At 67.0% G+C, this 24425-nt stretch carries 21 protein-coding genes and 1 tRNA gene; 11 read left to right on the top strand and 11 right to left on the bottom strand.

The window, feature by feature from the left end; translation table 11 throughout:
* Positions 1–204: 204 nt before the first annotated feature.
* Complete coding sequence (locus YWM_RS27075) at positions 205–327, top strand: hypothetical protein (protein WP_281168821.1); 123 nt, start codon at positions 205–207, stop codon at positions 325–327.
* Between the two features lie 75 nt (positions 328–402).
* On the opposite strand, the gene YWM_RS0114755 is transcribed toward YWM_RS27075, so the two are convergent.
* Both YWM_RS0114755 and YWM_RS0114750 read right to left on the bottom strand, forming a co-directional pair.
* Positions 403–1794, bottom strand: coding sequence for an MFS transporter (locus YWM_RS0114755; RefSeq protein WP_028851371.1), 1392 nt, complete (start codon positions 1792–1794; stop codon positions 403–405).
* Positions 1795–2256: 462 nt separating this feature from the next.
* Positions 2257–3252, bottom strand: a complete 996-nt coding sequence (locus YWM_RS0114750; protein WP_028851370.1) for an ornithine cyclodeaminase family protein — start codon at positions 3250–3252, stop codon at positions 2257–2259.
* Between the two features lie 144 nt (positions 3253–3396).
* Here YWM_RS0114750 and YWM_RS0114745 point away from each other — a divergent pair, with 144 nt between their 5' ends.
* From YWM_RS0114745 to YWM_RS0114720, 6 genes are all read left to right on the top strand, one after another.
* Positions 3397–4473, top strand: a complete 1077-nt coding sequence (locus YWM_RS0114745; RefSeq protein WP_028851369.1) for an S-methyl thiohydantoin desulfurase family protein — start codon at positions 3397–3399, stop codon at positions 4471–4473.
* Positions 4470–6023 carry a hydantoinase/oxoprolinase N-terminal domain-containing protein gene (locus YWM_RS0114740; RefSeq protein ID WP_028851368.1) on the top strand — a complete coding sequence of 518 codons (1554 nt, stop codon included), beginning with the start codon at positions 4470–4472 and terminating at the stop codon, positions 6021–6023. Before YWM_RS0114745 ends, YWM_RS0114740 begins: the two co-directional genes overlap by 4 nt.
* A 1-nt stretch (position 6024) precedes the next feature.
* Positions 6025–6411 (top strand): ester cyclase, encoded by a 387-nt coding sequence (locus tag YWM_RS0114735; RefSeq protein ID WP_028851367.1) that lies wholly within the window; start codon positions 6025–6027, stop codon positions 6409–6411.
* Positions 6408–7400 carry a membrane dipeptidase gene (locus YWM_RS0114730; RefSeq protein ID WP_028851366.1) on the top strand — a complete coding sequence of 331 codons (993 nt, stop codon included), beginning with the start codon at positions 6408–6410 and terminating at the stop codon, positions 7398–7400. The genes YWM_RS0114735 and YWM_RS0114730 overlap by 4 nt, the downstream gene beginning before the upstream one ends.
* A gap of 444 nt (positions 7401–7844) precedes the next feature.
* The gene (locus YWM_RS0114725; RefSeq protein ID WP_028851365.1) at positions 7845–9887 is read left to right on the top strand and encodes a hydantoinase/oxoprolinase family protein; all 2043 of its coding nucleotides are present in this window, start codon (positions 7845–7847) and stop codon (positions 9885–9887) included.
* Complete coding sequence (locus YWM_RS0114720; protein WP_028851364.1) at positions 9887–11560, top strand: hydantoinase B/oxoprolinase family protein; 1674 nt, start codon at positions 9887–9889, stop codon at positions 11558–11560. The genes YWM_RS0114725 and YWM_RS0114720 overlap by 1 nt, the downstream gene beginning before the upstream one ends.
* Positions 11561–11573: 13 nt before the next feature.
* Here the strand turns inward: YWM_RS0114720 and YWM_RS0114715 are convergent, their stop codons facing one another.
* The 5 genes from YWM_RS0114715 to YWM_RS0114690 form a co-directional block, all read right to left on the bottom strand.
* Entirely contained in the window at positions 11574–13007 is a 1434-nt protein-coding gene (locus YWM_RS0114715; RefSeq protein ID WP_245566049.1) for a PucR family transcriptional regulator, read from the bottom strand.
* Positions 13008–13173: 166 nt separating this feature from the next.
* A complete protein-coding gene (locus YWM_RS23800; protein ID WP_052344923.1) occupies positions 13174–14349 on the bottom strand; it encodes a DUF917 domain-containing protein in 1176 nt (391 codons plus the stop codon).
* Complete coding sequence (locus YWM_RS26655) at positions 14346–15095, bottom strand: hydantoinase/oxoprolinase family protein (protein ID WP_211232508.1); 750 nt, start codon at positions 15093–15095, stop codon at positions 14346–14348. Before YWM_RS26655 ends, YWM_RS23800 begins: the two co-directional genes overlap by 4 nt.
* A gap of 554 nt (positions 15096–15649) precedes the next feature.
* Positions 15650–16426 carry an aspartate/glutamate racemase family protein gene (locus YWM_RS23795; protein ID WP_052344922.1) on the bottom strand — a complete coding sequence of 259 codons (777 nt, stop codon included), beginning with the start codon at positions 16424–16426 and terminating at the stop codon, positions 15650–15652.
* Entirely contained in the window at positions 16423–17754 is a 1332-nt protein-coding gene (locus tag YWM_RS0114690; protein WP_028851361.1) for an MFS transporter, read from the bottom strand. The genes YWM_RS23795 and YWM_RS0114690 overlap by 4 nt, the downstream gene beginning before the upstream one ends.
* A gap of 289 nt (positions 17755–18043) precedes the next feature.
* On the opposite strand from YWM_RS0114690, the gene YWM_RS0114685 reads away from it, so the two are divergent.
* Together YWM_RS0114685 and YWM_RS0114680 are read left to right on the top strand one after the other, a co-directional pair.
* Positions 18044–18643: a TetR/AcrR family transcriptional regulator gene (locus YWM_RS0114685; RefSeq protein ID WP_028851360.1), complete on the top strand. Its 600-nt coding sequence runs from the start codon at positions 18044–18046 to the stop codon at positions 18641–18643.
* Entirely contained in the window at positions 18640–19320 is a 681-nt protein-coding gene (locus tag YWM_RS0114680) for a YqeB family protein (RefSeq protein WP_028851359.1), read from the top strand. Before YWM_RS0114685 ends, YWM_RS0114680 begins: the two co-directional genes overlap by 4 nt.
* Positions 19321–19808: 488 nt before the next feature.
* Here YWM_RS0114680 and YWM_RS0114670 read toward each other — a convergent pair.
* From YWM_RS0114670 to YWM_RS0114655, 4 genes are all read right to left on the bottom strand, one after another.
* Positions 19809–19885, bottom strand: a tRNA-Ile gene (locus tag YWM_RS0114670).
* Positions 19886–20014: 129 nt separating this feature from the next.
* A complete protein-coding gene (locus YWM_RS0114665; protein WP_043661183.1) occupies positions 20015–20257 on the bottom strand; it encodes a hypothetical protein in 243 nt (80 codons plus the stop codon).
* A 34-nt stretch (positions 20258–20291) separates the two neighbouring features.
* On the bottom strand, positions 20292–21635 hold the full coding sequence (locus YWM_RS0114660) for a TRAP transporter large permease subunit (protein WP_028851357.1): 1344 nt from the start codon (positions 21633–21635) through the stop codon (positions 20292–20294).
* A 45-nt stretch (positions 21636–21680) separates the two neighbouring features.
* Complete coding sequence (locus tag YWM_RS0114655) at positions 21681–23036, bottom strand: RraA family protein (RefSeq protein ID WP_028851356.1); 1356 nt, start codon at positions 23034–23036, stop codon at positions 21681–21683.
* A 128-nt stretch (positions 23037–23164) separates the two neighbouring features.
* Between YWM_RS0114655 and YWM_RS0114650 the strand changes: the two genes are divergently transcribed.
* Both YWM_RS0114650 and YWM_RS0114645 read left to right on the top strand, forming a co-directional pair.
* Complete coding sequence (locus YWM_RS0114650) at positions 23165–23932, top strand: IclR family transcriptional regulator (protein ID WP_028851355.1); 768 nt, start codon at positions 23165–23167, stop codon at positions 23930–23932.
* Positions 23933–24029: 97 nt separating this feature from the next.
* The gene (locus YWM_RS0114645) at positions 24030–24290 is read left to right on the top strand and encodes a hypothetical protein (RefSeq protein WP_028851354.1); all 261 of its coding nucleotides are present in this window, start codon (positions 24030–24032) and stop codon (positions 24288–24290) included.
* Positions 24291–24425: the final 135 nt, after the last annotated feature.

The following is a 24425-nucleotide window of genomic DNA, read 5'->3' as shown; positions in this document are numbered from 1 at the left end:
GCCATGTCGCCCCCTTGTGGTCGGTCGAACTGAGCCCGAAGTGGCGCCGGCTGGCACGACGATCCGGGCGGTTACGACACTCGAGTGAATTACGCCGATCGGCGGTTGACGAGGTGACCGGTCTCACCATGCGAGAGGGAAATACCGGGGCGCAGCCAGGCGATGAAACAGGTGGGGCCGATCAACGTAAGAAGGAGGCATCCGTTGACCCAGTCGTTCGTGACCATGCTGGCAGCCGAGATCGGTGTGGCGTTCGTTCTCGCCTCCGCTCTGGCGCTGTGGGCGAAGCGCGGCTTCCGCCTGCCCAAGCGTTCCTCTCGGGCCTGACCGAGAGCAGTCAAGAAAACGGGCTTCCCGCGACTCGCGGAAAGCCCGTTTCTGTTTTGTGGCGTCTTCTTGCGGCTATGCCGTGGCGGGAACGGCGCGTGCCTTGGTGCGCGCGGCGTCCGGAACTTCGGTGCCGCGCAGGGACGCGCCCGCGGTCTCCGGGGAGAAATACACCGCGATCACACCGATGATGCTGGCACCCATCATGTAGAACGCCGGGAAGTAGTCCGTCCACGACGTCGTCAGTGCCTCGTTGATCGCCGGGGTCGGCCCACCCGCCACCGCGGTCGCGACGTTGTAGGTCAACGCAAAAGCGGTGAACCGAATCTGCGTCGGGAACAACGACGGGAACGTGGCGGAGATGGTCGACAGCTGCGGCACGTAGCAGATACCCAGCACCAACAGGGCGATGATCTTGACCAGCAGGTTGCCGTGCAGCAGGAAGTAGAACGCAGGCAACGCGAGCACGAACAAGCTGATCCCGGACAGGTACCAGGACGGCTTGCGGCCGAACCGGTCCGATGCCGCACCGCCGAACGGCATGAGCACCATCATCACCGCGTACATGATGGCGGTCAGGCCGAGGCTCCAGCTGCCGGACAAACCGCCGCGGTCGGGGTCGGCCAGGTACTCCACCATGTAGACGAACAACGTGTAGTTGTGCACGTTGAGCATGAGCACCATGCCCGCGCAGATCGCGATCGGCTTCCAGTGCTTGACCAGGTCACGCAGCTGCGTCTTGGTCTCGTGCTCCTGCTTGCCCTCGGCGACCAGCTCGGTGAACACCGGGCTCTCCTCGAGCTTGGACCGCATGTACAGACCGAACAGACCGATCGGCGCGGCGAGCAGGAACGGAATACGCCAGCCCCACGAGGTGAAGGTCTCGGCGGACATGAACGCCTGCAACCCGGAACCGAGCAGCGAACCGAGCAGGAATCCGGACAGGGTGCCGAACTCGAGGAAGCTGCCGTAGAAGCCGCGTTTGTTGTCCGGCGCGTGCTCGGCCATGAACGTCGCCGCTCCGCCGTATTCGCCGCCCGCGGCCAGACCCTGGACCACGCGCAGCAGAACCAAGATGAACGGTGCGACCCAGCCGAGAACACTGAAATTCGGCAGGACACCGATCAGGAAAGTTCCACCGGAGATCAACAAGACGGTCAGCGCAAGAATCCGCTGCCTGCCCACGCGATCACCGAGCGCGCCGAAAATGGCGCCGCCCAGCGGCCGGAAAAGGAACGGAACCGCGAAGATCACGAACGTGATGATGGTCCCGGTCGTGGACTTGTCCATCGGCGCGGGCAGGAAGTTCGCCTGGATCGCGCTGGCCAGGAAACCGTAGATCGCGTAGTCGTACCACTCGATGCCGTTACCGATCGCCGACCCGCCGATGACCTTGCGCAGTCCTCGCTTGTCGGTATGGATGCCGCCATCCCCGCCCTGTTCGGTTCCGGCTACCTCTTCTGACATTCGTTCCCCTTCCGCCGGTGACTATCGCCCGAGACACGGTACGCGGAGCGTGCTGCTGAGCAAATCAGCTCGAGCACTTACCCACAAACGGAGAACAACATGTCGAGAGGAATAGGACGTTTCGCCCGATCTGATGATTTTCTTCTGATATCTGCGGATTTCACCCGGACCAGGACTGCGGTCAGAGCACGTGCCCCAACGCCGTTCGGGTCACCAGAAACTGCCCGAGTCCGAAGCAAGCGGCAAGCGCGTCCACACGCGGCATGGACGCCGGAAGCGGCGGTGCGTGAGACATGTCCAGGGTTCCATCAGGGGCCGCTGGCCCCTGCCGTCGACGGCCTTCGGCGTGCCAACTGGGACGGAAGCAATGCCAGCACCTAGCTGATCCGGTTGTCAGGCAAAGCTGGCTCGCTACGACGCGCCGCCGCGGGAGAACTGGAGAAGTCCCAACCGCCCCGACTATCAGCACAATTCGATCCGAGTCCCAGCGCAGCCGGCCTCAGCCCGTTCGAGCAGCAACCACGCGACCGCGGCGTCTTGCACCCCGACCCCCACGCTGTTGTAGAAGACGACGTCCGAATCGGCGTACCGGCCGGACACCTTGCCGAGCACCACGTCGCCGAGATCGACGAGTTCGTCCCGGCGCCGCACACCGGTTCCCAGTGCGTGCACGATCGGCCCAGCCTGACGCACCGCAGTTTCCGCGTGGTCGACGACGACGCTGGCCGCACTCCGAAGCACATCGTCGCCCACCTCGCGACGGTCAGGCGCGAACGAACCGACTCCCAGCACGGTCGCCCCGGGCGTCAGCCATTCGGCACGCAACACAGGCTCGCGGCTCGTGGTGCAGGTAACCACGATGTCCGCACCACAAACCGCGGCCTCCGCCGTCGCCACGGGTATGACCGATCTTCCCGGTTCCCCGGACAGCTCCCGCGCGGCGCATTCCCGATGGTGCTCGTTGGGAGACCACAACCGTACGTCGGACAAACCCAAGTGACTGGTCAGCGCACGGATGTGGGCGCGACCCTGGGTACCGGAACCCAACACAGCGAGCCGAGCGGCTCCCGGCCGGGCAAGCTCCTGAGCGGCAAGAGCGGTGGCGGCCGCAGTTCGAGCCGTCGTGATGCCCTCACCGTCGATCAGAGCCCGCGGCCTGCCGGTGACGGGGTCGAGAACCAGCACTGTCGCGGAAACACTGGGTATTCCGCGGACCCGGTTGGCCGGGTTGACGCTTCCGATCTTGGCCACGGCCCCCGTCTCGGGAGACAGCCGCGCCGCGTAACAGAAAGCCACCGATCCGACCGAATCGGGTAGCAGCACCCGCGGAGCCAGATCCGCTGTACCGCCGGCCAGTGCCGCGAAAGCGGTGCGCTGACTTCGCACCATCGTGTCGAGGTCGAGTAGCCCGTCGATGTCCGCACGAGTGAGGACCAAGAGTCGGTTGTCGGCCGTCATGGGCTCGCAGGGTGCACCACCGCAGGGCACCGCACGCTGTGCCCGTTGCCCAATGTGCCGCCGTCGATGGTGCGCGCAGCACACATTGCCGTCCAGTGCGCGATATAGCGTCCCGGATCCAGCGCTTCCCGCGAGGAGGATCGGATGCGACTGCTGACCGTCGACGACATCGACGAACTGACCCTGGGAGCCACGCTACTGGGCACCGGTGGCGGTGGCGACCCCTACATCGCGCGGCTCATGGCCCGCCAGGCGATCGAGGACCACGGCCCGGTGACGGTGATCGATGCCGCCGAACTCGCGCCCGACAACCGCGTGCTGACCGTCGCGGTCATCGGTGCGCCGACCGTGATTCTGGAGAAAGTACCTTCCGGAGCCGAGTTCGTCGGCGCTGTGATGTCGCTGGCCAACTTCCTCGGCGAGAAGCCGGCGGCGATCATGCCGATCGAGGTCGGTGGCATGAACACGCTCATCCCGCTGGCGGTCGCCGCCGAGCTGGACCTGCCGGTCATCGACGCCGACTCGATGCGCCGCGCCTTTCCGCAACTGGAGATGACCGTGTTCACCTTGGCCGGGGTACCCGCCGGCCCCATGAGCATGGCGGACGAGAAGGGCAACGTGGTCGTTTTTTCCACGACGACCAATCAGGTCTCGGAGAAGTTGGCGCGCGGCACGGCGATCATGCTCGGCCTGGCCAACGCGATCTCCTGCTATCCGGTGACCGCGGGACAGATCGTCGAGCACGGCATTCTCGGATCCATGACCTACTGCACCGAGCTGGGCAAACGCCTGGCGGCAGTACAGCGGGGCGAGACGGGCGCCTACGACGAGTTCCTGTCTTTCGCCAACGGACGCAAATACTTCTCCGGCAAGATCGTCGATCTCGACCGGCGCACCACCGACGGGTTCGCCAAGGGGACCGTGACGATCGAGCACTTCGGCGATCCCGACCGGACGATGCGGGTGGAAATCCAGAACGAGTTCCTGATCGCGTTCGACGGCGACCGCCCAGTGATCACCTCACCCGACCTGATCTGCCTGCTGGACCACGAGAACGCCCAGCCGATCACCACTGAGGCGCTCGCCTACGGCCAGCGCGTCGACGTGATCGGCCTGCCCTGCGCCCCTGAGTGGCACCGCGAAGGGTTCCTGGACATCGTGGGCCCTCGGGCTTTCGGATACGACGTCGACTACGTATCCCTGGGAGGTGGCCGGCAGTGAGTTCTCTGCGCATCGGAATCGACGTCGGCGGGACCAACACTGACGCCGTCGTAGTCGACGAATCCGGCACGGTGGTGGCGTCGGCGAAGGCCGCTACGACACCGGACCCGTTCGACGGGATCACCGCAGCCCTGCAGCAGGTGATCATCGGTGTCGACGTCGGCCGGATCACCAGAGCCATGCTGGGCACGACCCATCCAGCCAATGCCATCATTCAGCGCCGTGACCTCGGCCGGGTCGGTGTGCTCCGGTTGGCCGCTCCGTCATCGCAGGCGGTGCGGCCGGGTGCCGCCTGGCCGCAAGATCTGCACGAGACCGTGATCGGCCCGTCCGCGATCGTCGGCGGAGGATTCGAGTACGACGGCACGGAGATTGCGCCGCTCGCGGCCGAGGCCGTCGCGAAGTTCGCAGCCGACTGTGCCGGCCAAGTCGCGGCCATCGCCGTGGCCAGCGCTTTCGCCCCGGCCAACAACGAACACGAACTACGAGCTGCCGAGCTCATCGCCGCCGAGCTCGGCGCGGACTTCCCGGTCTCACTGAGCCACCAGGTCGGCTCTCTCGGGTTGCTGGAGCGGGAGAACGCCACGATCCTCAACGCCGCCCTGCTGGGCGTGGCGCGCCAGGTCGTTGACGGCTTTCACACCGCCCTGACCGGTCAAGGCATCGAGGTCGAGTCCTACCTGACTCAGAACGACGGAACGCTGATGACGGCCGAGCAAGCAGAGCGCTTCCCGATCCTGACTGTGGGCTCGGGTCCGACGAACTCGATGCGGGGAGCATGTGCGCTGGCCAGATTGTCCGACGCACTGGTGATCGACGTAGGCGGAACATCAGCCGACGTGGGAATCCTGGTCGACGGCTTCCCACGGGAATCCTCCGCGGCCGTCGAGGTGGGGGGTGTTCGGACGAACTTCCGGATGCCGGACCTGATCTCGATCGGGCTGGGCGGCGGAACCGTCGTCCATGGCAGTGGGGCCGACGTCCGCGTCGGCCCGAGCTCGGTCGGCTACCGCGTGGTCTCCGACGCGCTCGTGCAAGGCGGATCCACGCTGACCCTGTCCGACATCTCAGTGCGGGCCGGGAGGCTGAAAGGATTCGGCGACCCGGCCCTGGCATCCCACGTGGACGAGGCGACGGTGCGTGCCGCGCTGGCCTGGACGGACGAACAGGTCCAGATCATGTCGGAACGGATGAAGGCCAGTCGGAACTCGGTACCGCTCATCACGGTCGGCGGAGGATCACATCTGGTCCCGGACACCGTCCCCGGAGTGTCGGAGGTCATCCGTCCGCCCAACCACGCCGTCGCGAATGCCTTCGGGGCTGCCATCGCCGAGGCCTCAGGCGCGGTCGACCGGGTGTACCGGTACGAGGCGCATGGACGTGAGGCCTGTGTGGATGACGCCGTGCAGGCTGCGACAGACGCCGCGGTCCGCGCGGGCGCTGACCCCAAGCAGGTGCGGATCACATCGGTGGTGGAGGTCCCGCTGTCCTATCTGCCGGGGAAGGCCTGCCGCGTCCAGGTCAAGGCCGCGGGCCCGTTAGGAGCGTGACATGATCGATCCGGAGCGGGTCTACCTCGCTTACAACGACGCCGAGAACGACCACGACGTCGAGGCGGCCGCAGCCCTGCTCGCCCCGAACCTCACCGTCGAGATCAACGGCCGCCCTGCCCTGTCCTCGCCCGACGACGACAGGGCGGCCAACGCCGAACTGTTGCGCCGGTACCCTGACTATCACCGCGAAGTCATCGACGTCATGGTCAGCGGTGACCGCGCCAGCATCCGGTGGAGAATGCGCGGCACGCCGGTGGAGCCGGCCGTAGAACCACTGGACGTCCACGGTTGTTCGATCGTGACCGTTCGAGAAGGACGCATCGCGCTGGCGTTCCTCTACTACGACGGTGCCGCACTCCAATCGGCGTTGGGAGCGGTTTCATGATCCCGATGGCGGACTGCCACGACGATCTGCTCATGGCAGTGCGACACCTGCGAGAGCGGGGACACCGGGACCCGTTCGGCGACTTCTGGTTGCCCCAATTGCGCGAAGGCGGCGTCATCCTCCAGGTCCTGCCGGTGTACACCGAGGAACAGTTCGTGGGCGAAGGCGCACTACGTCGCGCGCTGCTGCTGCTCGAGGAAGCCCGTCTGCTGGCCGAGATGCACAGCAACGACGTGGTGATCGTGGAGACTTCCGGCGCATTGTTCCGTGCGCTCGAACAGGGTCGCATCGCGCTGCTGCTGGCGATCGAGGGGGCCGAACCGGTCGGCAACGATCTAGCCATGCTCGACGTATTCTGGCGGTCCGGGGTAAGAATGGCGTCGCTGACCTGGAACCGCCGGACCATGCTGGCCGACGGGGTCGGCGAGCACGACACCGGCGGCAGGCTGACCGCGCTCGGTATGGAAGCGGTGGCCGAGATGGAGCGGCTCGGTGTGGTGCTGGATGTGAGCCACCTGTCACTGGCCGGTTTCTGGCACGTCGCCGAGATCGCGCGGCGACCATTCGTCGCATCGCATTCCTCGTGCCGCGCAGTACATGACCATCCGCGCAACCTGACCGACGAGCAAATTCGTGCAATCGCCGCGTCGGGCGGGTTCGTCGGGATCAACGCCTTCGGGCCGTTCCTGCACGACAAACCGGAACTTCGACACTACGTCAATCATGTGGCGCACGCGGTCGAGCTTGTCGGATCCGAGCACGTTGCCCTGGGTCCGGACTTCCTCGACGACGTCGCCAGAGCTGTCGACCCGATCCTGCAAGGCGCTTTGGTGGATCTCACCGCGCTGCCGCTGGTCGAGGGCCTACGGAGGCCGGCTGATCTGGCCACCCTCGGACCACTGCTGGTAGACCGGCTGGGTGAGAGAGACGCGTACGCGGTGGCCTCCCGCACGCTGATCGACTTTCTCGGCCAGGCCCTCCCCCGATAAAAGGGTTGGTGGGGGCATCGTCCTGATGAGGCCCGCCCGTCCGCCCCGTACCGGAGCGTGCTGAGCTCCCGCTCGGCATGGTCGCCTCCCCCTCCCGCCCACCTCACGCTGCTGCCATCGAGCACACCGAAAGCAGGCCTCCTCGCGAGCTCGCGAGTCGCACGCACGACAGCCTGCAGTCTCGGTTGACGCCAGCTCCACAACCGCACCACTCGTGCACGTCGCATGGCGAGCGCATGCAGTGCTCCTCCTGGGTCCGTGAAACCTCCCCATGGCACCGACATCCGCGCTTTTTCCGACGTGACCGAGCGGGCGTCGACGTCATCCGAGGCCGGGATGCACCGAGCACATGCTCTCCCGCCTTCGCTGTTCGCGCTGCACACCCGCGCGGGACACCGGGGTCTTAGCGTACCGCCCACGTTCGTTGCTGAGAGGAGCTCGCTGATGGGCCGATACCGCGTCTCCATGGACATCGGAGGCACGTTCACCGATGTCGTCGCCTACGACGAGAGCGGCGGCATCTTCCACGCCGGCAAATCCTCCACCACTCCGGAGGACCTGACCGAAGGGGTGCTGAACGCCCTCGGATCGCTTGTGCGCTCGCCGAGTGACATCTCGTTCCTGGTGCACGGCACCACGCAGGGACTGAACGCCATGCTGGAACGTCGCGGGGTCAAGGTCCTGCTGCTGGCCACCGCAGGCGCCAGCGACACCTACCACATCGCGCGGGGCCCCCGGACTCGGCTGTACGACCTGCACTATCGCAAGCCGGAACCGCTGCTCCCGCTACGAGACATCGTGCCGGTGGGCGGCCGGTTCGACTCCGAGGGAGTCGAATTGGAACCGCTGGACGAAGCCGCCGTCCGGGCCGCGGCCAAGCGGTTCGCGGACGAAGGATTCGGCGCGATCGCCGTCGCCTACCTGTTCAGCTACAAGAATCCGGTGCACGAGCTGCGTACCTGGGAGATCCTCACCGAGGAACTCGGGTCGGACGTCACCATCTCGCTGTCGCACGAGGCCGCCAAGGAATGGCGGGAATACGAACGCACCTCGTCGGCCGTGATCGAGGCCTACACCGGCCCCGTGGTACGTCGCTATCTCAGCAAGCTCGAGCAAAGCCTGGACGAGCAGGAAATCACCGTCCCGCTGCATGTCATGCAGTCTTCCGGGGGCATCCTGACCGCCGAGTCGGCACAAAAGCGACCGCTCCAGACTCTGCTGTCCGGACCGGTGGGCGGCACGATGGGCGGCACCGCGCTCGCCAGGACGCTCGGCACACCCAACCTCATCTGCGTCGACATGGGCGGCACCTCGTTCGACGTTTCTCTTGTGGTGGACGGTGAGCCGGTGATCTCCCCCGAGGCCTCGTTGGAAGGCCTACCGATGTTGATGAGCGTGGTCGACATCCACACCATCGGCGCGGGCGGCGGATCGATCGCGTGGACCGAGGCGGGCGGCCTCCGGGTCGGCCCGCAGTCGGCGGGGGCCGATCCCGGTCCCGCCTGCTACGGCCGGGGTGGCGAACAACCCACCGTGACCGATGCAAACCTGATCCTCGGCCGGGTCGACGCGGACTGGTTCGCGGGCGGGCAATTCAACCTGGATGTCCAGCGAGCCAAGACCGCCCTCGGCTGCCTCGGCCAAGAGCTCGGCCTGGACATCATTCAGACCGCGGAAGGAATCTGCGACGTCGCCAACGCCAAGATGGCCCAGGCGATTCGCACCATCACCGTGTCGCGCGGAATCGAACCGCGTGAGTTCACGCTGGTCGCCTTCGGCGGCGCGGGACCGATGCACGCGGTATTCCTTGCCGAGGAACTGGGTATCTCTGAAGTGATCGTGCCGCGATTCCCCGGCGCCTTCTCCGCGTGGGGCATGCTGCAGACCGAGATCCGCAAGGATTTTTCCGAACCGTACTTCTTCGTCGACGTCGACCTCGACCGCACGGCCATGGCCGCCAAGTTCGCTGCCATGGAGCGGACCGCGATGGAGTCGCTGGCCCACGAGGGTGTGCCCGCCGACCGCAGGCGCACTGCCCACGCCGTCGACGTGCGCTACGTCGAGCAGGAGTACACGCTGACAGTGCCAGTGCTCGACGTTGACGAACCGCAACGCGAAGACTTCCTCGAGTTGATCTCGAAGCGATTCGCCGAGCAACACGAGTCCCGCTACGGGCACGCGAATCTCGGCGCTCCCATCGAGTTCGTCACGCTGCGCACCATCGCCCTCGGCGACCTGGGACAGGCGGAGACCGAGCGCATCGCGGCCAGGGCGGGCGAGGAGTTTCCGCACGAGACCAGGACGGCGGTCTTCGACCGCACGGAGCGGTCGACCGTGCTGGTCCGGCGGGACGATCTTCGTCCCGGCCACCACTTCGACGGTCCGGCGATCGTGCTGGAAAGTACCGCGACCACCGTCGTGCCCCCTGGCCACCAGGTCACCGTCGACGAGATCGGTTCTCTCGTCATCCGGAGCAAGGAGCAGTGATGAGCGCCAACAAGTCCATCGACCCGGTCGTCGTCGAGATCATCCGCAACGCCCTGAAGTCCGCTGCCGACGACATGAACGCGATCCTCATCAGGTCGGCGTACACGCCGCTGATCTACGAGTGTGGTGACTGCGTCGTCGCGCTGCTGGACGACCAGCACCAGGTGCTCGGTCAGTCCGCAGGTCTGCCGATCTTCCTGGGCAACCTGGAGACCTGCACCCGGGCGACCGAGGAACGGTTCGGACGTGACGTGTGGCAGCCCGGCGACGTGTGGATCCTCAACGACAGCTACCTCGGTGGCACGCACCTCAACGACGTCACCATCTTCGGGCCGGTGTTCGTCGACTACGAGCTCGTCGGCTTCACCGCCTCACGTGCCCACTGGATCGACGTCGGTTCCAAGGATCCCGGTGGTTCGATGGACTCGACGTCGATCTTCCAGGAGGGACTGCGCCTCGGCCCCCAGAAGCTCGTCGAGGGCGGCCGTGAGGTGCATCAGGTCGTCGACACGATCTCCACCAACGTGCGCCTGCCGTACCCGACGTTGGGCGACATGCGCGGCATGATCGCCTGTATCAAGATGGGACAGCAACGACTGGAGGAGATCGTCCGCAGGTGGGGTCTCGAGACCTTGCGGGCCGCCAGGGACGACATCTTCGCGCAGACCGAACAGCTGGAGCGCGATGTCATCCGCAAGATCCCGGACGGCGTGTACGAGGCGGAAGGCTTCCTCGACAACGACGGCGTCGACCTGAATACGCCGATACCGGTGAAGCTGAAGATCACGGTGTCCGGAGAGGACATCGACTTCGACGTCACCGAATCCGCGGACCAGACGGTCGGCCCGGTCAACTGCGGCACGTCGCAGACGGTCTCCGCGTGCCGGGTCGGGTACAAGCTTTTGGTCAGCCCGGACGTGCCCGGCAACGGGGGCTCGTTTCGGCCGATGTCGGTACAGGTCCGCGAAGGTTCGGTGTTCGGGGCGAAGCCGCCCGCCGCTTGCCAGTGGTACTTCTCCCATCTTGGCTTGCTGATCGACCTGGTGGCCAAGGCGCTCGCGCCCGCCCTGCCGGACAAGGTCGCGGCCGCAAGCCACGGCGACTCGATGATCGTGCTGGTCGCCGGGCAGGACCCGCGAACCAAACGCGACTACGTCAGCCTCGAGGCCACACTGGGCGGCTGGGGCGCGTGGGAGGGCTCCGACGGCGAAAGCGCACTCATCAACAATGTGAACGGGTCGCTGAAGGACATCCCGACCGAAGTGTTCGAGACCCGGTTCCCGTTCCGGATCACCGAGTACGGGTTTCGGCCCGACTCCGGTGGGGCCGGCAAGTGGCGCGGCGGCAATGGGGTGATCCGCGAGTACGAAGCACTGGCCGACTGCACGGTTTCACTGTGGTTCGAGCGCTCGCTCACACCTGCTTGGGGACTGTTCGGCGGGGCGGATGCCACCCCGCCGGAGGTGATTGTCAACCCCGGTCGGCCGAACGAACGCAGGCTGCTCAAGTGCAACGGCATGCAGTTGCGCAAGGGTGACGTAGTCCGCTGCCACACCGGTGGTGGCGGCGGATTCGGCGACCCGGCCGAGCGTGACCCGGAGGCGGTGCGTCTCGATGTGCTCGACCGGCACGTCTCCGCCGCCGCGGCGCGGCAGGTCTATTCCGTCGACTGACCGCGTGAGCGCCTCACGCGGCGCCGCCCGACGATCCATCGGGCGGCGCCGCCGCGCGCTCGCCGAGCAGCACGAAGCACGCTACATGGAGCGCAAGCCTGCGATCCGGATCATCGAACGCGATGCCCCTGGCACGGATGCGGTCCAGGCGGCCGGAGATGGTGTTGCGGTGCACTCCGAGGCGAGCCGCCGCCTGGGTCGTGGAACCCCCGCAGTCGAGTACCGCGCACAGCGTTCGGATCAAGACATCGCCGTCAGCCGAATCCAGCAGGACTGCGAGGGCGGTTTGCGCAGCCGTGATCAGTTCGTCGTTCCGCAAGCTCGCCAGCACCACGCGCGGACCCAATGCATCGAAGGACTCGACAGCGCCGGCACCCGATCGGATCGCCACCGCGCACGCAAGAGCAGCCTCGTGCATGGAACGTCGCAGCCCGTGGACCCCCTCCGCAGGTTCGCCGAGCCCCGCGCTCAACGGCACCGCACATCGGATTCTGGGCAACCGTCTGCGCAATCGGCTCATCACCTGGTTCGCGGTCAGCTCGGGACCGCTCCACCAACTCACCCATCCATCACCGTGCGGAACGAGCGGGCGGTCGGCGAATACCTCCCCCCACCCGGCCAGCACGCCAGCCGTCGCGATGTCGGGGTCGATCAAAGGCGCGCCCACTACCGGCCGCAGGACGACGGCGACGTTCCTCTCGTCGAACCGCCAGCCGAGCACCCGGGCCGCCTGTTCGGTGTCGGCGTCCGGCCGGCCACTCAGCAGCGCCTCCAACAGCAGGCGTTCCTGCGCCCCGCGGCGCGCCAGTGCCAGCTTCGGCTTCGCCGCACTGGCCGCAAGAGGAGCACGAGCAAGCCGCAGGATCGTCGTGACTGTCTCCGTCCCGGACGGCGATGGCGCCGACAAGCGTGCGACGAGATGCGCCCAAGGTTTGCCATCGAGGGTGAGCACGGGGACACGCACCTGACCGCCGACTGCGGCGGCCTTGCCTGCAAGCACTTGGCCGTCCTCGCCGACGAGAGCCACCGACGTGCCCGGAAGCTCGGTGTTGATCACACCGACGATCCCCCGCAGGCTCGTCTGCTCACTGATCGCCGAAGCACATCGCGCGGCCAGCCGCGCGCGGGCGGCACCGGGACTGGCCACCGCGGCGGCCAGCTCCAGAGCGTGCTGTGCGGGGTCCCCTTCGACGACGAACAGGGGCACGTTCAATCGTTCTGCAAGGGCGATCGTGGACCGGCTGACGGTGCTGTCGGCCGGCGCGATCACGCAGGCCGCGGTGCGCTCCCACGCCGCGCGCAGCGCGGATTCCAGGGCCCAGCCCCCTTGCGCTGCCGGGGTGTGCAGCACGATCGCCGTGTTCGGCAAACAGCTCAGGGTCTGATCCAGGTCGGACACCAGGACCACGTACCGCACCTGCGCATCCAGGATGACGTCGGCGAGCATCCTGGCCTTCGCCAGCGGCCCGTGGTGGACGAGTTCAGCGACCGTGAGGACCTCTGGCAGTCGCGATGCGCTCATCGGTATGGCCCCTGCACAGGAAGCCGGATGAGAAACAGCTGGGATGGAGCGAGGCGTGTCAGCGCTGTCTGGGCGAGCACGATCGATTCCGTCATTCCACCTCTGCCTTTCCACCCTGGTCGAGGTCGGCAACGGCATCGGTCAGGTCGTGCCGCGGGCGACTGTCTCGGCGGAACATGGGTTTCAGGCCGCCCTGTCGTCCTGTCCCGTCGAGGGGAAAGCCGAAAGAGCGAGGACCGACCAGATCCAGGCCCTGCGGCGTGTACCACACGTCGGCTGCAGGCACGACGACGACTTGCACCTCGGTACCCAGCGTCACCGACTCCACGTCGAGGACGTGGCCGTCCTGCGGATCCAGCAGACAGATGATGTCGGGCACAGCAGCAGCCACCGCGCCGTCGATCAGGGCGAGCAACAACTCGTTCTGCGCTTCCAGCCTGATCGACCGTACCGGTTCGGCGCGCGAGCGCACGACGATGCTCGACGGATACGCCGGATGGCCGATGTCCGCAGGCCGGGTCCGATGTTCGAGCTCGACGATGCGACCTGTGCCGAGAACCCTGCTGTCGACCAGTGCCTTGAGCCGCATGGTGAGGTCGTCGATGTCAGCAGCGTCGAGCAAAGCCCGACCAACTGCGATCGCCCTGCTGATGGAACCGACGATTCCGGCAGAGAGCAACCGCGCCGCGGTGGTCGGGTATATCGCCGTCAGCATCCATCCACCGGAAACGTTGACCGCTGCCCGCAGCAATCTTTCGGCTCGCTCCGGGGTGGCATCGAGGACCAACGTGTCAGCGGTGGCGCCGACCGCAGCAAGCGGGGTGAGCGATCGGCCGGCGAGCGCGAACGAGGTCTGGTGAATGAGCGGGAACACGCGGCCCATCCCGTCACAATCCACCAGAGGCAGGCCGAGCGACGCCGCCGCGGCGACAGGGGTGAGCGCGTTGACGGTGGCCGCGTCGAGGGCGGCGACGGCGCCGAGTGCCGTGTCCAGTCTGGCCTCCAGAGCCCGGACCACCTGGAGCGGTTCGTCACCCACCATGGGCAGCTCGGCCAGCGCGGTGACCGAACCGACCAGGCCGATGGCGGCGCACGCGGTGTCGGATGGCAGCTCGTCGGGCTGGACCAGCGGAACCGGACCGCGCTCGCAGAGCAGCGCGGAAAGCCAGTGCAGCACTCCGTCGATGTCCGTTCGCCCGGCGCCGGACGCGAGCAGGTGCGCACCCGCGGCCAGAGCCGGCAGGTCCTCGGCTGTCACCACGTTCACCGACGGCCTCCCGCTGCGGCTCGAACGCGGAGACGGTAGGTACCTGCGCGCACGTAGGCCAGAGCGGTCGCGCTGGACTCGACGATGCGCTCGGAACCCGGCGGGACGTCGCTCGTCGCGACCATCCCGCGGGCGCGATCTTCCGTGACACGTTGCTGTTGGCGTAGTTCGTCCGTGGAGCCGGCGTACACCACGTGGTCGACCCACGACGTCGGTTCGCAGCAGGCCGCACCGACACTGGCCAGGTCGAGGTCGCCGTTTCTGACGATCACTGGGGAGTCGTCAGGTGAGCCACGCAGCCAGCGCTCGGGCCACGACCGAAACTCCTTGACACCGGTGACGGTGAGTACCGGTTGCGGTGCGGCCAGCCGAACCCCGAGAGAGCCTTGGCGATCAGCCGCCACATGGGCTAACCCGTCGCGGACCTCACCGATAGTGCAGGTCGCTCCGTCCTCGACGACGATCGTCGCGTTGTCGCGACCGTTCAGCACGGCGGCACCCAGCAGGGTCGTCGCCCACTTGGCTTCGAGCGCGAGCACGGGCAGGGCACGCAAGCGTTCCGCCGAGACACGTCCGCCGTCGCCGGTGGCGAACCAACAGGGGACGTCACCAAGCTGCCGCATGGCGCGCTGGCTTCGATCGACCAGCCGCCCGACGGCAGACATCAGCGCCGCGTTCAGCACCGCTGCTGTCTCCCGGACAAGTAAACCTATGCCACCGACCTCGTGCGAGAGACTCACCCGCATGTCCGGAACGGCGCTCTGGATGGCCTTGGCCAGCGCCCTCTCGTGGCCGGGCGCGCCGACGGCGCCCGTCGCGACCACCGAGATTGCTCCCAGACCGTGTCTGCGTGCCTCGCGCGCTGCTTCGACCGCACTCGCCACATCCAGCGGCGCCAGCGGTGTGCCGAACAGATCATGTCCCCCACACACCGTCGCCCTGTGCAACACGAACGAGCGCAGCGTGGCCGATGGGTGGTCGGTCAGTGCCACGTGCTGCGGGGTCCGCGGCAGCACGCGCAGGACGGACACCGGGGTAACACTCAGATCGGCGCGTGGATGACGTACTGCCTCGACGAGCAGATCACTGACTTCCAGCGTTACCGAACACACTCGTCGAGGTGCCGGCTCGCCGAGTTCGCGTAGGACTGTGTGCAGCGCACGGGCACCCTCGGCCGTCGACTGCCTGAGAACGCGGTGGCCGTCGGTGAGAACTCCCCGGACCACGCGGCCGCTCAGGCGTGCACCTATGCGCATGCCACCTCCTGTCCAACCGGGCCACGTGATCCGGGGAGCACCGGTCAGCGCGGCGTGGCTACTACTCGGGAGGGTGCCACGGCCGGGATGAGCCGCCGGAGGTCCCCGCGCGTTGGACCTTCATAACCGACCCGTTTGCTGTGGCTCCAGCCGAAGCGTGCGCTCAGGTCGGCGAGGAACTCCGCGTACTTCAGCGGCGCGACCGTCGCATCGATCACCGGGACACCTACCTTCTCCTGGACCTGACGGTAGAAGCCGAACTCGATAGTGCATCCCAGCACGACTATGTCCGCACCGTCTTCGATGACCGCCGCGCTCGCCTCCTCGAGGATGCGCCGCTCGGTCAGGTCGTGGTCGACCTGAAAGTCGTTGACGCCCATGCCGAGCACTCTGAATGAGCCGAGTCTGTCGGCCATGCCGTACTTGTGCACGTTCTCCGTCATCTCCGGGACCCACTTGCGCCGACCGACGAGCACCGAGAACTTCTCCCCGACGGTCGAGGCGATGGCCAGGCATGCCTCTGCCGGAGCAGTGACGACCATGCGGTCGGCCACCTCACGCGCGGCTCGCAGGAACGGGTCGTAGAAGCAGCCGATGACCAGGGCGTCGTAGCCGGACTCCTCGGCCCAGCGCACGGTACCCAGCAGGTCAGGCGCAACCAGTGCCTCGTAGCAGCTGTACTCCAAGTGGTTCGGTCCCTCACCGCTGAACGACACCACGTCCACTGACGTGTCTGACCGGACCGCATGTCGGAACGACTGAGCCAGAGCCGCATCGTGTACGTCGGTGCACAGCGGGTTCACCCAAAGAATCTTGGTCATTGCAGTTCCTTTCCTTCGGTTTCCGGCAGGACCAGCCCGAGCAGAGCCGTGACCACGAGGAAGAGATCGATGAAGATGACCGTGGTGGCGAAGCCGCTGGCATGAGCGAGCAGCAGACCGACCAGGCTGGGAGCCACCGTGTTCGCAACGCGCTGACCGAAGATGCCGAGGCTGTAACCCACGCCGCGTACCGGTGACGGGTACAGCTCGCCGATCCAGGTGTCCCAGACGCCCCATGCCCCGAGGCTGAAAAAGGACAGGCCGAAAATGCCGACGTAGAGTTCGGTCAGCGTGCTCGCGTTCGCGAAATAGAACCCACCCGCCGCCGCGGCCAGCACGTAACCGACGAAGACCTTCTTGCGTCCGAACCGGCCGGTGAGCCACGCGGCACTGATGTAGCCAGGAATCATGAACACCGCGCTGATCGCCACGAAGCCCAAGCTCGACGACGCGGACAAACCGCGCTCCTCCAACAGCGTCGGGAGCCAGGTCTGCAGGCCCCAATATCCCCACGAGAACAGGAAGTTCACGGTGATCTGGACCATCGTGATACGGCCGAGCGCCCCAGTGAGCAACCCACGAATGGAGCCGGCTTTGAGACCGGGCACGGTGAGCTGTCGGTCGCGGTCAAGGTCCGTGGCGCCGAGGCGAGCCAGCACGTCGTGTGCCTCGTCCGAGCGGCCCTGCTGGGCAAGCCAGTACGGCGATTCCGGAACCCACCGGCGGATCACCAACGCCCACAGACTCGCCGCGGCGCTGACCGCGACCACGGCGCGCCAGCCGTGATCACCGAAGAGCGCGGCAACGGCAACAGCCGCCAGCACCCCGATCGGCCATCCCGCCGCGAGGAACACTGCCGCACGGCCACGATGCCGAACCGGAAGCAGCTCCTCGAAGTACGGAAAAGTGATCGCGAAGACGCCCGCGAAAGCGAAGCCGGACAGCAACCGTGTGACCATCAGGACCTGATAGTCGGGCGCGACGGTGCTGAGCAGCGTCAGCACACCATAACTGGCGAAGCTCCACATGCACGTTCGCTGCCGGCCGATCCGGTCGGCAACGGGTCCCCACACAAGAGTGCCGGGAATCATCCCGAAAAACAGAGCTGAGATCACCAGACCGAGTTCGGTGTTGGTGACGTCCAGGCTGTGCCGCAGATCCGCGGCGACGTACGTGAGACTCAACATCTCCCATGACTCGATGGCGAATGCCACGAAGAGGGCAACGCCTGCTTTGACGTGTGCCGCAGTGAGCGGCATCCGGGCGAAAACCGCGCCTACCGGTATTGCGGCGGCGGGGGCGGACTGAACCTGATCATCGGTGCTCATCGAACACCTCCAGTGAGAGCGACTGGGGCGAATGAGTGCGGAACTGTATGTGCCACACGAGCGGCTGCAATGTGCTGAATGAACACCTTGAGACCGCCCAACTGTGCTCGGTGCTGCCTCGCAATGCCCGCCGGTGCGCCGCAGGCCGCGTATCCCACGCAGCCACGGCGACCACCCCCTGTGCAGGGCCGCTGAGTCACCGCCCGAACCAGGTCGTGTCCCGCTTCTCGATCGCGCAGGACAACCGACTATGATTAACTGATCAATCAGTTAATCATTGGGAGCTGCGGTGGCGCGGAAGGTGGACCCCGGGCGCGTGGCCCGCATGCGTGAGCGGATCCTGGCCGAAGCGGCTGAGGTGTTCGCGATGAGGGGATTCGAGGGCGCGAGCGTGGCAGATGTGGCCCGCGCAGCGGAGGTCAGCCCGGCGACGGTCTTCTACTACTTCGGGGACAAGGCCACGCTCTTCCGCTCTCTTTTCGAGCAGGACATCCCAAAGGCCGAGGCCCTTGTGGCCAGGTACGCCGATGCGGACGATGCGGTGCGCGCGATCGTGGACGTGGTCGAGTCGTTGGCGAAAGATGCGACGGACCCACGTGCCCCTGCGCTGTTGATCGAGCTACTGCGCCGCACCGGTCGGGATCCGGAGTTGTTGGACGTGGTCCGACGCTCGGCCTCGGTCATCCACGAGGGTTTGACGACGCTCATCGAGCGGGGCCTCGAATCCGGCCAGATCGACGCATCACTCGATGCGCGGGAAACGGCTTCATGGCTGCAGTCGGTGGTGGATGCCGCGTACTTGAACGCTCGTCCCGGCCATTGCCCGGCGCCCGCGCTTCGTCGCACCGTGCTCAGGTATCTCGCACCGGAGAACAGAGGTGGCCCGTGACCGATCTTCGAGTGACGATCCCGCGATCCTGGCTCACCGCCGTCGCACTCGTCGGCGCGCTGCTGGGTGCCGGTCTCGGGGCTGCGATCCGGCCGCTGGTGTCAGCACTGCTCGACGCGGTCGGTGACGCGCCGGGGCCGTTGCGAGCGGCGGCAAGCCTTCCGCCGGCGTGGGCCCTGGTGACCCTGACGCTTGCCGGGCTCGGGGTCGGACTCTGGGTGGGACGGCACTGGGACAGGGAGAACGGCACGATCACCGTCACGCCCGAGGAAATCGTCGTGCACCGGGTGGATCTGCACCGGCGCGTGCCGGCGAACCGCGTTGCCGGCGTCTTCGCGGACGGCGGCGAGTTCGTCGTCCTTGACGACGCTCACCGCGAGGTGTTGCGGATTCACTCGGAGCGCGCACTTGCCGGGCGACTCCGTGATGCGACCACCGCGGCGGGACTGCGCTGGCTGGGGATGTCGGACCCGTTCGAGGACGACTTCACCACCTGGGTCGACGGTGACGAAGCGCTTGACGAGGAAGTGCAGGCCCTGCTGCGCACTCGGCGGCGCGCACTCGACGACAAGCGGTTGGGGGCCGCGGACGAGATCCGGGACGAGCTCGCGTCACGCGGGATCGTCGTGCGCGACCGCGACGGCGGGCAGCAGATTCGACGGTGCCGCGTCCCGTGAAGTGGCCCAAGCCCGGTGCATGAGCCTTACTCCCCAAGGCGCACGACCGGCGCCCATGCTCAGCGGCCGATTGAGCCGCACCGAGTGCCGAACGAGGTCACGAAGTTCTCGTGGCCGGAGTTCTGGCGCGACTGCTTGACGTCGGCATTTCCGCATTCGGCCGAAGCACCCGTCTGACAACACGTGGGCACAGCCAACTGGACGTCATCGTCAACCGCGTCGGCCCGCCGGCGCCAACGCCCAGGAGCGCGATCAGCGTGAGTGTCGCTACGTGCGAGGCGATCACCGCAGAGTAAACGCCGGATACCTCAGCGGCTCAGCGGTGCTGGCGTTCTGTCCTGAGCGCTGGAGCGACGTCGAGGGTGAAATCAACGACAGCGAGTTCAACTGACCATGTTCAAGATCCTTGGCTGCGCTTCGTCCGGGCAGCGCATCAGCAAGTGACGCGCTGGCCGGCGCGGCGATCAAGCGGGGTGACTCCGCGCGGGTGGTGGGCCGGGCGGGACTTGAACCCGCGGCCAAGGGATTATGAGTCCCCTGCTCTAACCAACTGAGCTACCGGCCCGTGGTGGTGTGCAGCCTACGATGCCTGCCCGAACGGTCGATCGCCGGAGCCCCTTGTTTCGGTGCCGCGAGGAGGTGTCCCGCCCGTGGACGGCGGGCCGACTCAGCTTCCCGCCGCCAACGGTCGTGCCTATCCCTCGTCGCCCTCGCCCGAGGGCATGAGGTAGCCGCCGACGAACCCCACGAGCCCGAAGACGACTCCGGCGGTGATGCTGGGAACCAACAGATGATCAGCCGCCCATGTGACCAACTCGGGTTGCATGGCTACGACACCAACGAGCTGCGTGGCGACCAGAGCTGTGGCCAGCGCGAGGAACACCAGGAATGTGGCGACGAACATCGCCCGGCAGACATTGTGAACGGTTCGTGACATCACGGGCATGACGAGTCCTCTCGGTCGCGGCGGGTCAGGACAGGACGGGAAGGGCGCCCCAGCCGATCAAGCAGCCGATCAGCAGGATGGGCAGCATGTAGTAGAAGAGCAGCGGCAGGAAGATCTTCTCCGGCTTCGCTCCGGTCAAGCCGGCTGCGACGAAGATGGATCCGGACGCCGGCGGCGAGGCGCCTTCGGTTGACGCGAAGACCAGGATCGCCGTGATCGCCAGGACGGGATCGACACCGACGGACACCAATGCCAGCAGGGAGACCTGACCGACGGCCGTCAGTGTCGCCGTCGACGACAACGGCCCGGCGACGACCGCGACCAGCACGCCGACGAGCGCGACCATCACGTACTTGTTCAGATCCGAATGACGCAGGATGGCGTCGATGTCGTCGCCCAGGCCGAGCTCGCGCAGGATCTCGCTGGCCGCGACGGCGAAGTACAGCAGTGCACCGATGCTGGTGAAGCGCGGCATCGCATCGGCGATCCAGGTCCCCCAGGCGCGCGCTCCGCTGGGCAGCGCCTTGCGCCCGACGATCAGCGCGAGAGCAGTGACCAGCACGGGAATCCACGTGAGGATCGAGATCTCCTCGATGGCATCACCGAGCGGACTCGAGGTGGTCAACAGCTCCGCCAGCGGCCCCACGGTGATGGTGATCGGGATGAACGCGCCGAGCACGATGACGAGCGCGGGCCCGCCGTCCCGCAGAGCCCGACGAAGCGACTTGATCTCCTCGTCGGGAGCGCGCTGGATGTTGTCCCGCCGCACGAAGAAACCGACCAGCAGGATGCGCCACAACAGCTGGTACGCGCCGGCGCAGAGCAGTGCCAGATAGATTTCGCCGGTCGTGACCAGCGGCCCGGCGAAGCCGATCATGATCACCATGGAGGCACTCGGCGGGAGCGCTGCCCCGAAGCCTCCGTTGCCCGCCAGGATGGTGGCGCTGCGCTCCGGCCCGAACCCGCTGCGAACCATCCACGGACCGGTGAAGGCCCCGGTAGCGGCGGTATTGCCGGAGTTCGACCCGGAGAAGGCACCCATGATCGCCGAGCCCGCGGTGTCCACCAGAGCCGGGCCGCCACGGACGCGACCGAACACCGAATTCAGGATCTCCAGCAGCCGGTGAATCAGTCCGGTGCGGTCGACGACGTAGGCCATGAACACGAAGGCCATGGCCGCGTACAGCACTTCCTCCTCGAGCGCAGCCCGCAAGCCGCCGAGAAGGACCTGAAACGCGTCGGCTCCGGCGAACATCGCCGTGACGAGCATGCCGACCAGCATGGCTTCGCCCATGTTCCGCTTGAGCACGACGTTCAGCACGATGATGACGACGATGAACGCACCGAGCGCGACAAGAGCAGTTGGCACGGTTATCCCCTCTGCGACGGTGAAGCGGGGTTGGACACAAGGACGTCAGGACGCTCGGTCGGCGAGGATGCGCTCGTACCGGGCAGCTTCGTCGGCGACGACGGCTTGCGCGTCGGAGAGCACTCGCACCGCGTCCGCCTGCGGAACGATGGCGACGCCGTCGTCATCAGCAACGACGATGTCGCCGGTGTGGACGACGGCGCCCGCGATGGAGACGTCCGTCCCGATGCGGTAGGGGCCCGACTTGTAGGGTCCCGCCGGTGACACGCCCACCGCCCACACCGGGAAGCCGGCCTCCCGGAGGCCGTCGGCGTCCCGGACGGCGCCGTCAATGACCATGCCGCGGATCCCGCGGTTGACAGCTCGGTGCGCGATCAGCTCACCGATCAACGCCCGGCCCGGATACCCACCCCCGTCCACCACCAGGACGTCACCGGGGCGAGCAACGGCGAGGGCCTCGTGAACCCCCTTGTTGTCACCGGGCCGGGTCAGCACGGTCAGTGCCCGACCGGCCAGCCGGGCTCCCGACCACACGGGCCGAATGCGCGGCCCGACCAACCCGAGGCGGTCCCGCGCGTCCCCGATCGCCGGCGTCGGAACCTCGGCCAGGCCGGCGATCAACGACTCGACGTCTCCCGCCGCCTCCCGGCTCAGCAGGCGATGCCGGTTGACCACCCCCGTAGTGACCAGAGGCGGCACGCCGAGCGAATGCAGCAGGTGCGCCGCCGCCTCCACCTCCTGGGTGCGGCGCAATGCGTGCTTCCGGGTCCCCGCGTATAGGCGATCCAGCGTGGTGTCCCCGCCGGAAAGCTCGGCCACGATCTGGGCGCGAACCCATTCGGTCTCGTCCGCCGCGGCGCCCGCATCCATGGCTTCGGAGATCAGCGCACCGAGCCCCTTCATGAAGACCGAACGCAGTATCTTCCGCCGGGACGCCGTGCCCGGGCGCTCGCCAACCACCTCGACATCAGAACCCAAGTCGCGAAACGCCGCCGCGACAGGCTCGGCAGCCGGCCCGGACACGAGCAGGCTGGCTTCGGCGCCGAACTGTTTCACCGAGCCGATGATGGCGACGTCGGCAAATCGCTGCGCCGCCTCGCCGAGGGCCGTCGCGACCGCCTCCATGCGCTCCGGCGCCGCGGCGTTGAGGTCCGCGTACAGCGCGGAATCGGCGAGCCGCCCAGCGACCTCGTCCGCCACCTCCACCGCGAGTGCGCCCGTCACCAGGCTGATGACCAGGTCTGCCTCGCGAACAGCCTCCTCGACACCAGAAGCTCGCTCGACCCTCGCTGGGGTCGGCACGTCCGCGGGGTCGTAACCCACGACGTCGGCACCGGAAGCAGCGAAGCCGGCCGCGTAGACCGCCCCGGCTTCTCCCAAACCCAGCACTGCAACACGCATCCTGCCGCCATTCTCATTCTATGATATTAACCTTCATTTCGTGAGAGTATGAATCGCTGCGCGAACGCGGGTCAATACCCAGGGCGGCAAACGGCAACAATTCTCATAGAGTGATAGCCTGCGTTGCGATGACCAAGCCGCAACAGAACCCGATGCGCTCGGTGCACCGGGCATTCCAGGTCCTGTCGGAACTCGAGCTCGCCCAGCGGCCACTACGGCTGACCGATCTCGCGCAGCGCACCGGACTGCACATCGCCACCACCCAGCGCCTCGTGAACGTCCTCACCGAACACGGCTACGCCAGTCGGCACTCCAACGGTTACACGGCCGGCCCTGCCGCCCTCTCGACTGCGCACGCGTTCGCGATGACCAGCCCGGTACGCCTGATCGCCCGGCCGATCCTCGAAGAGCTGGCGAACGCGACCGGGCTGACCGCATCACTCTACGTTCGCGTGCAGAACAGCCGGGTGCTGATCGATCGGGTCGAAGGCGGGCGGCGCCCTCAGTACTCGCTACCGATCGGCGAGCGGCTCCCGCTGTACCCGGGCGCCGCCGGCAAGGTGTTCCTGGCGTGCGATCCCGAGACCGACCTGGACGCCACGGCCGCCGACCTGGCGCCGGTCACGCTCGCCGACGGCACGGTGCTCGAGCACTCGGCGGTTCTCGCCGACCTGCAGGACGTCCGTACGCGCGGCTTCGCGATCTCGGTGAACGAGCGACAGTTCGACACCACGGCTACTGCCGCACCCATCGTCGACTCCGCGGGACGGATTCTGGGCTCACTCGGGCTCAGCGGCGCGACCGCTGAGCTTCGTGACGTCGAGTCGAGCGCGTTGCCTTCGGACGTTCGCCGCGCCGCGCAAGCGATCGGGTCGCGCGTTCCGCCCGCGAACTGACGGGGACGGCGCAGTTCGAACGTTCAGCCGCCGGAATCGAACCGTTGAGCCGGGTCGCGTCGTGTTTGTGACACGCGCAACACACTGGAGTTCAACGTTGACCACCGCGCTCCCCTTCAATCACCGCACACTCGCTCTGCTTCGCGCCGTGAGCGCCGGACGCGCCGAGATCACCGCGAGCCGGGTTCCCGATCTGTTCATCGACGGCTTGGCCTGCGGTGATCAGTACACCGCGCACGTCCTGGCGCAAGCCGGACTGATTCGACCCGCCCGGCCCGCCGCGGTAGGTCAACGGGTTCCGGCGGTGCTGACCGAAGCCGGCCGCACCGCACTCGGCACCGTTCAGCCCGCGGCCTGAGCTTGGTCGACTCGCCCACTCACACCGACCGTGGTATCCAGTGCGGATTCAACTGGTCGTCGCAACACCTCGAACTCGGAGGTATCAGATGGGTCGTGAGAGGAAGCAGTTGCCGCCGGCTCCGGCGGGAGCTCG

The sequence above is a fragment of the Thermocrispum municipale DSM 44069 genome, from assembly GCF_000427825.1.
Classification (GTDB): Bacteria; Actinomycetota; Actinomycetes; order Mycobacteriales; family Pseudonocardiaceae; genus Thermocrispum; species Thermocrispum municipale.
The sequence above is the reverse complement of the archived record's forward strand: the minus strand, read 5'-3'. Positions and strand labels throughout refer to the sequence as shown.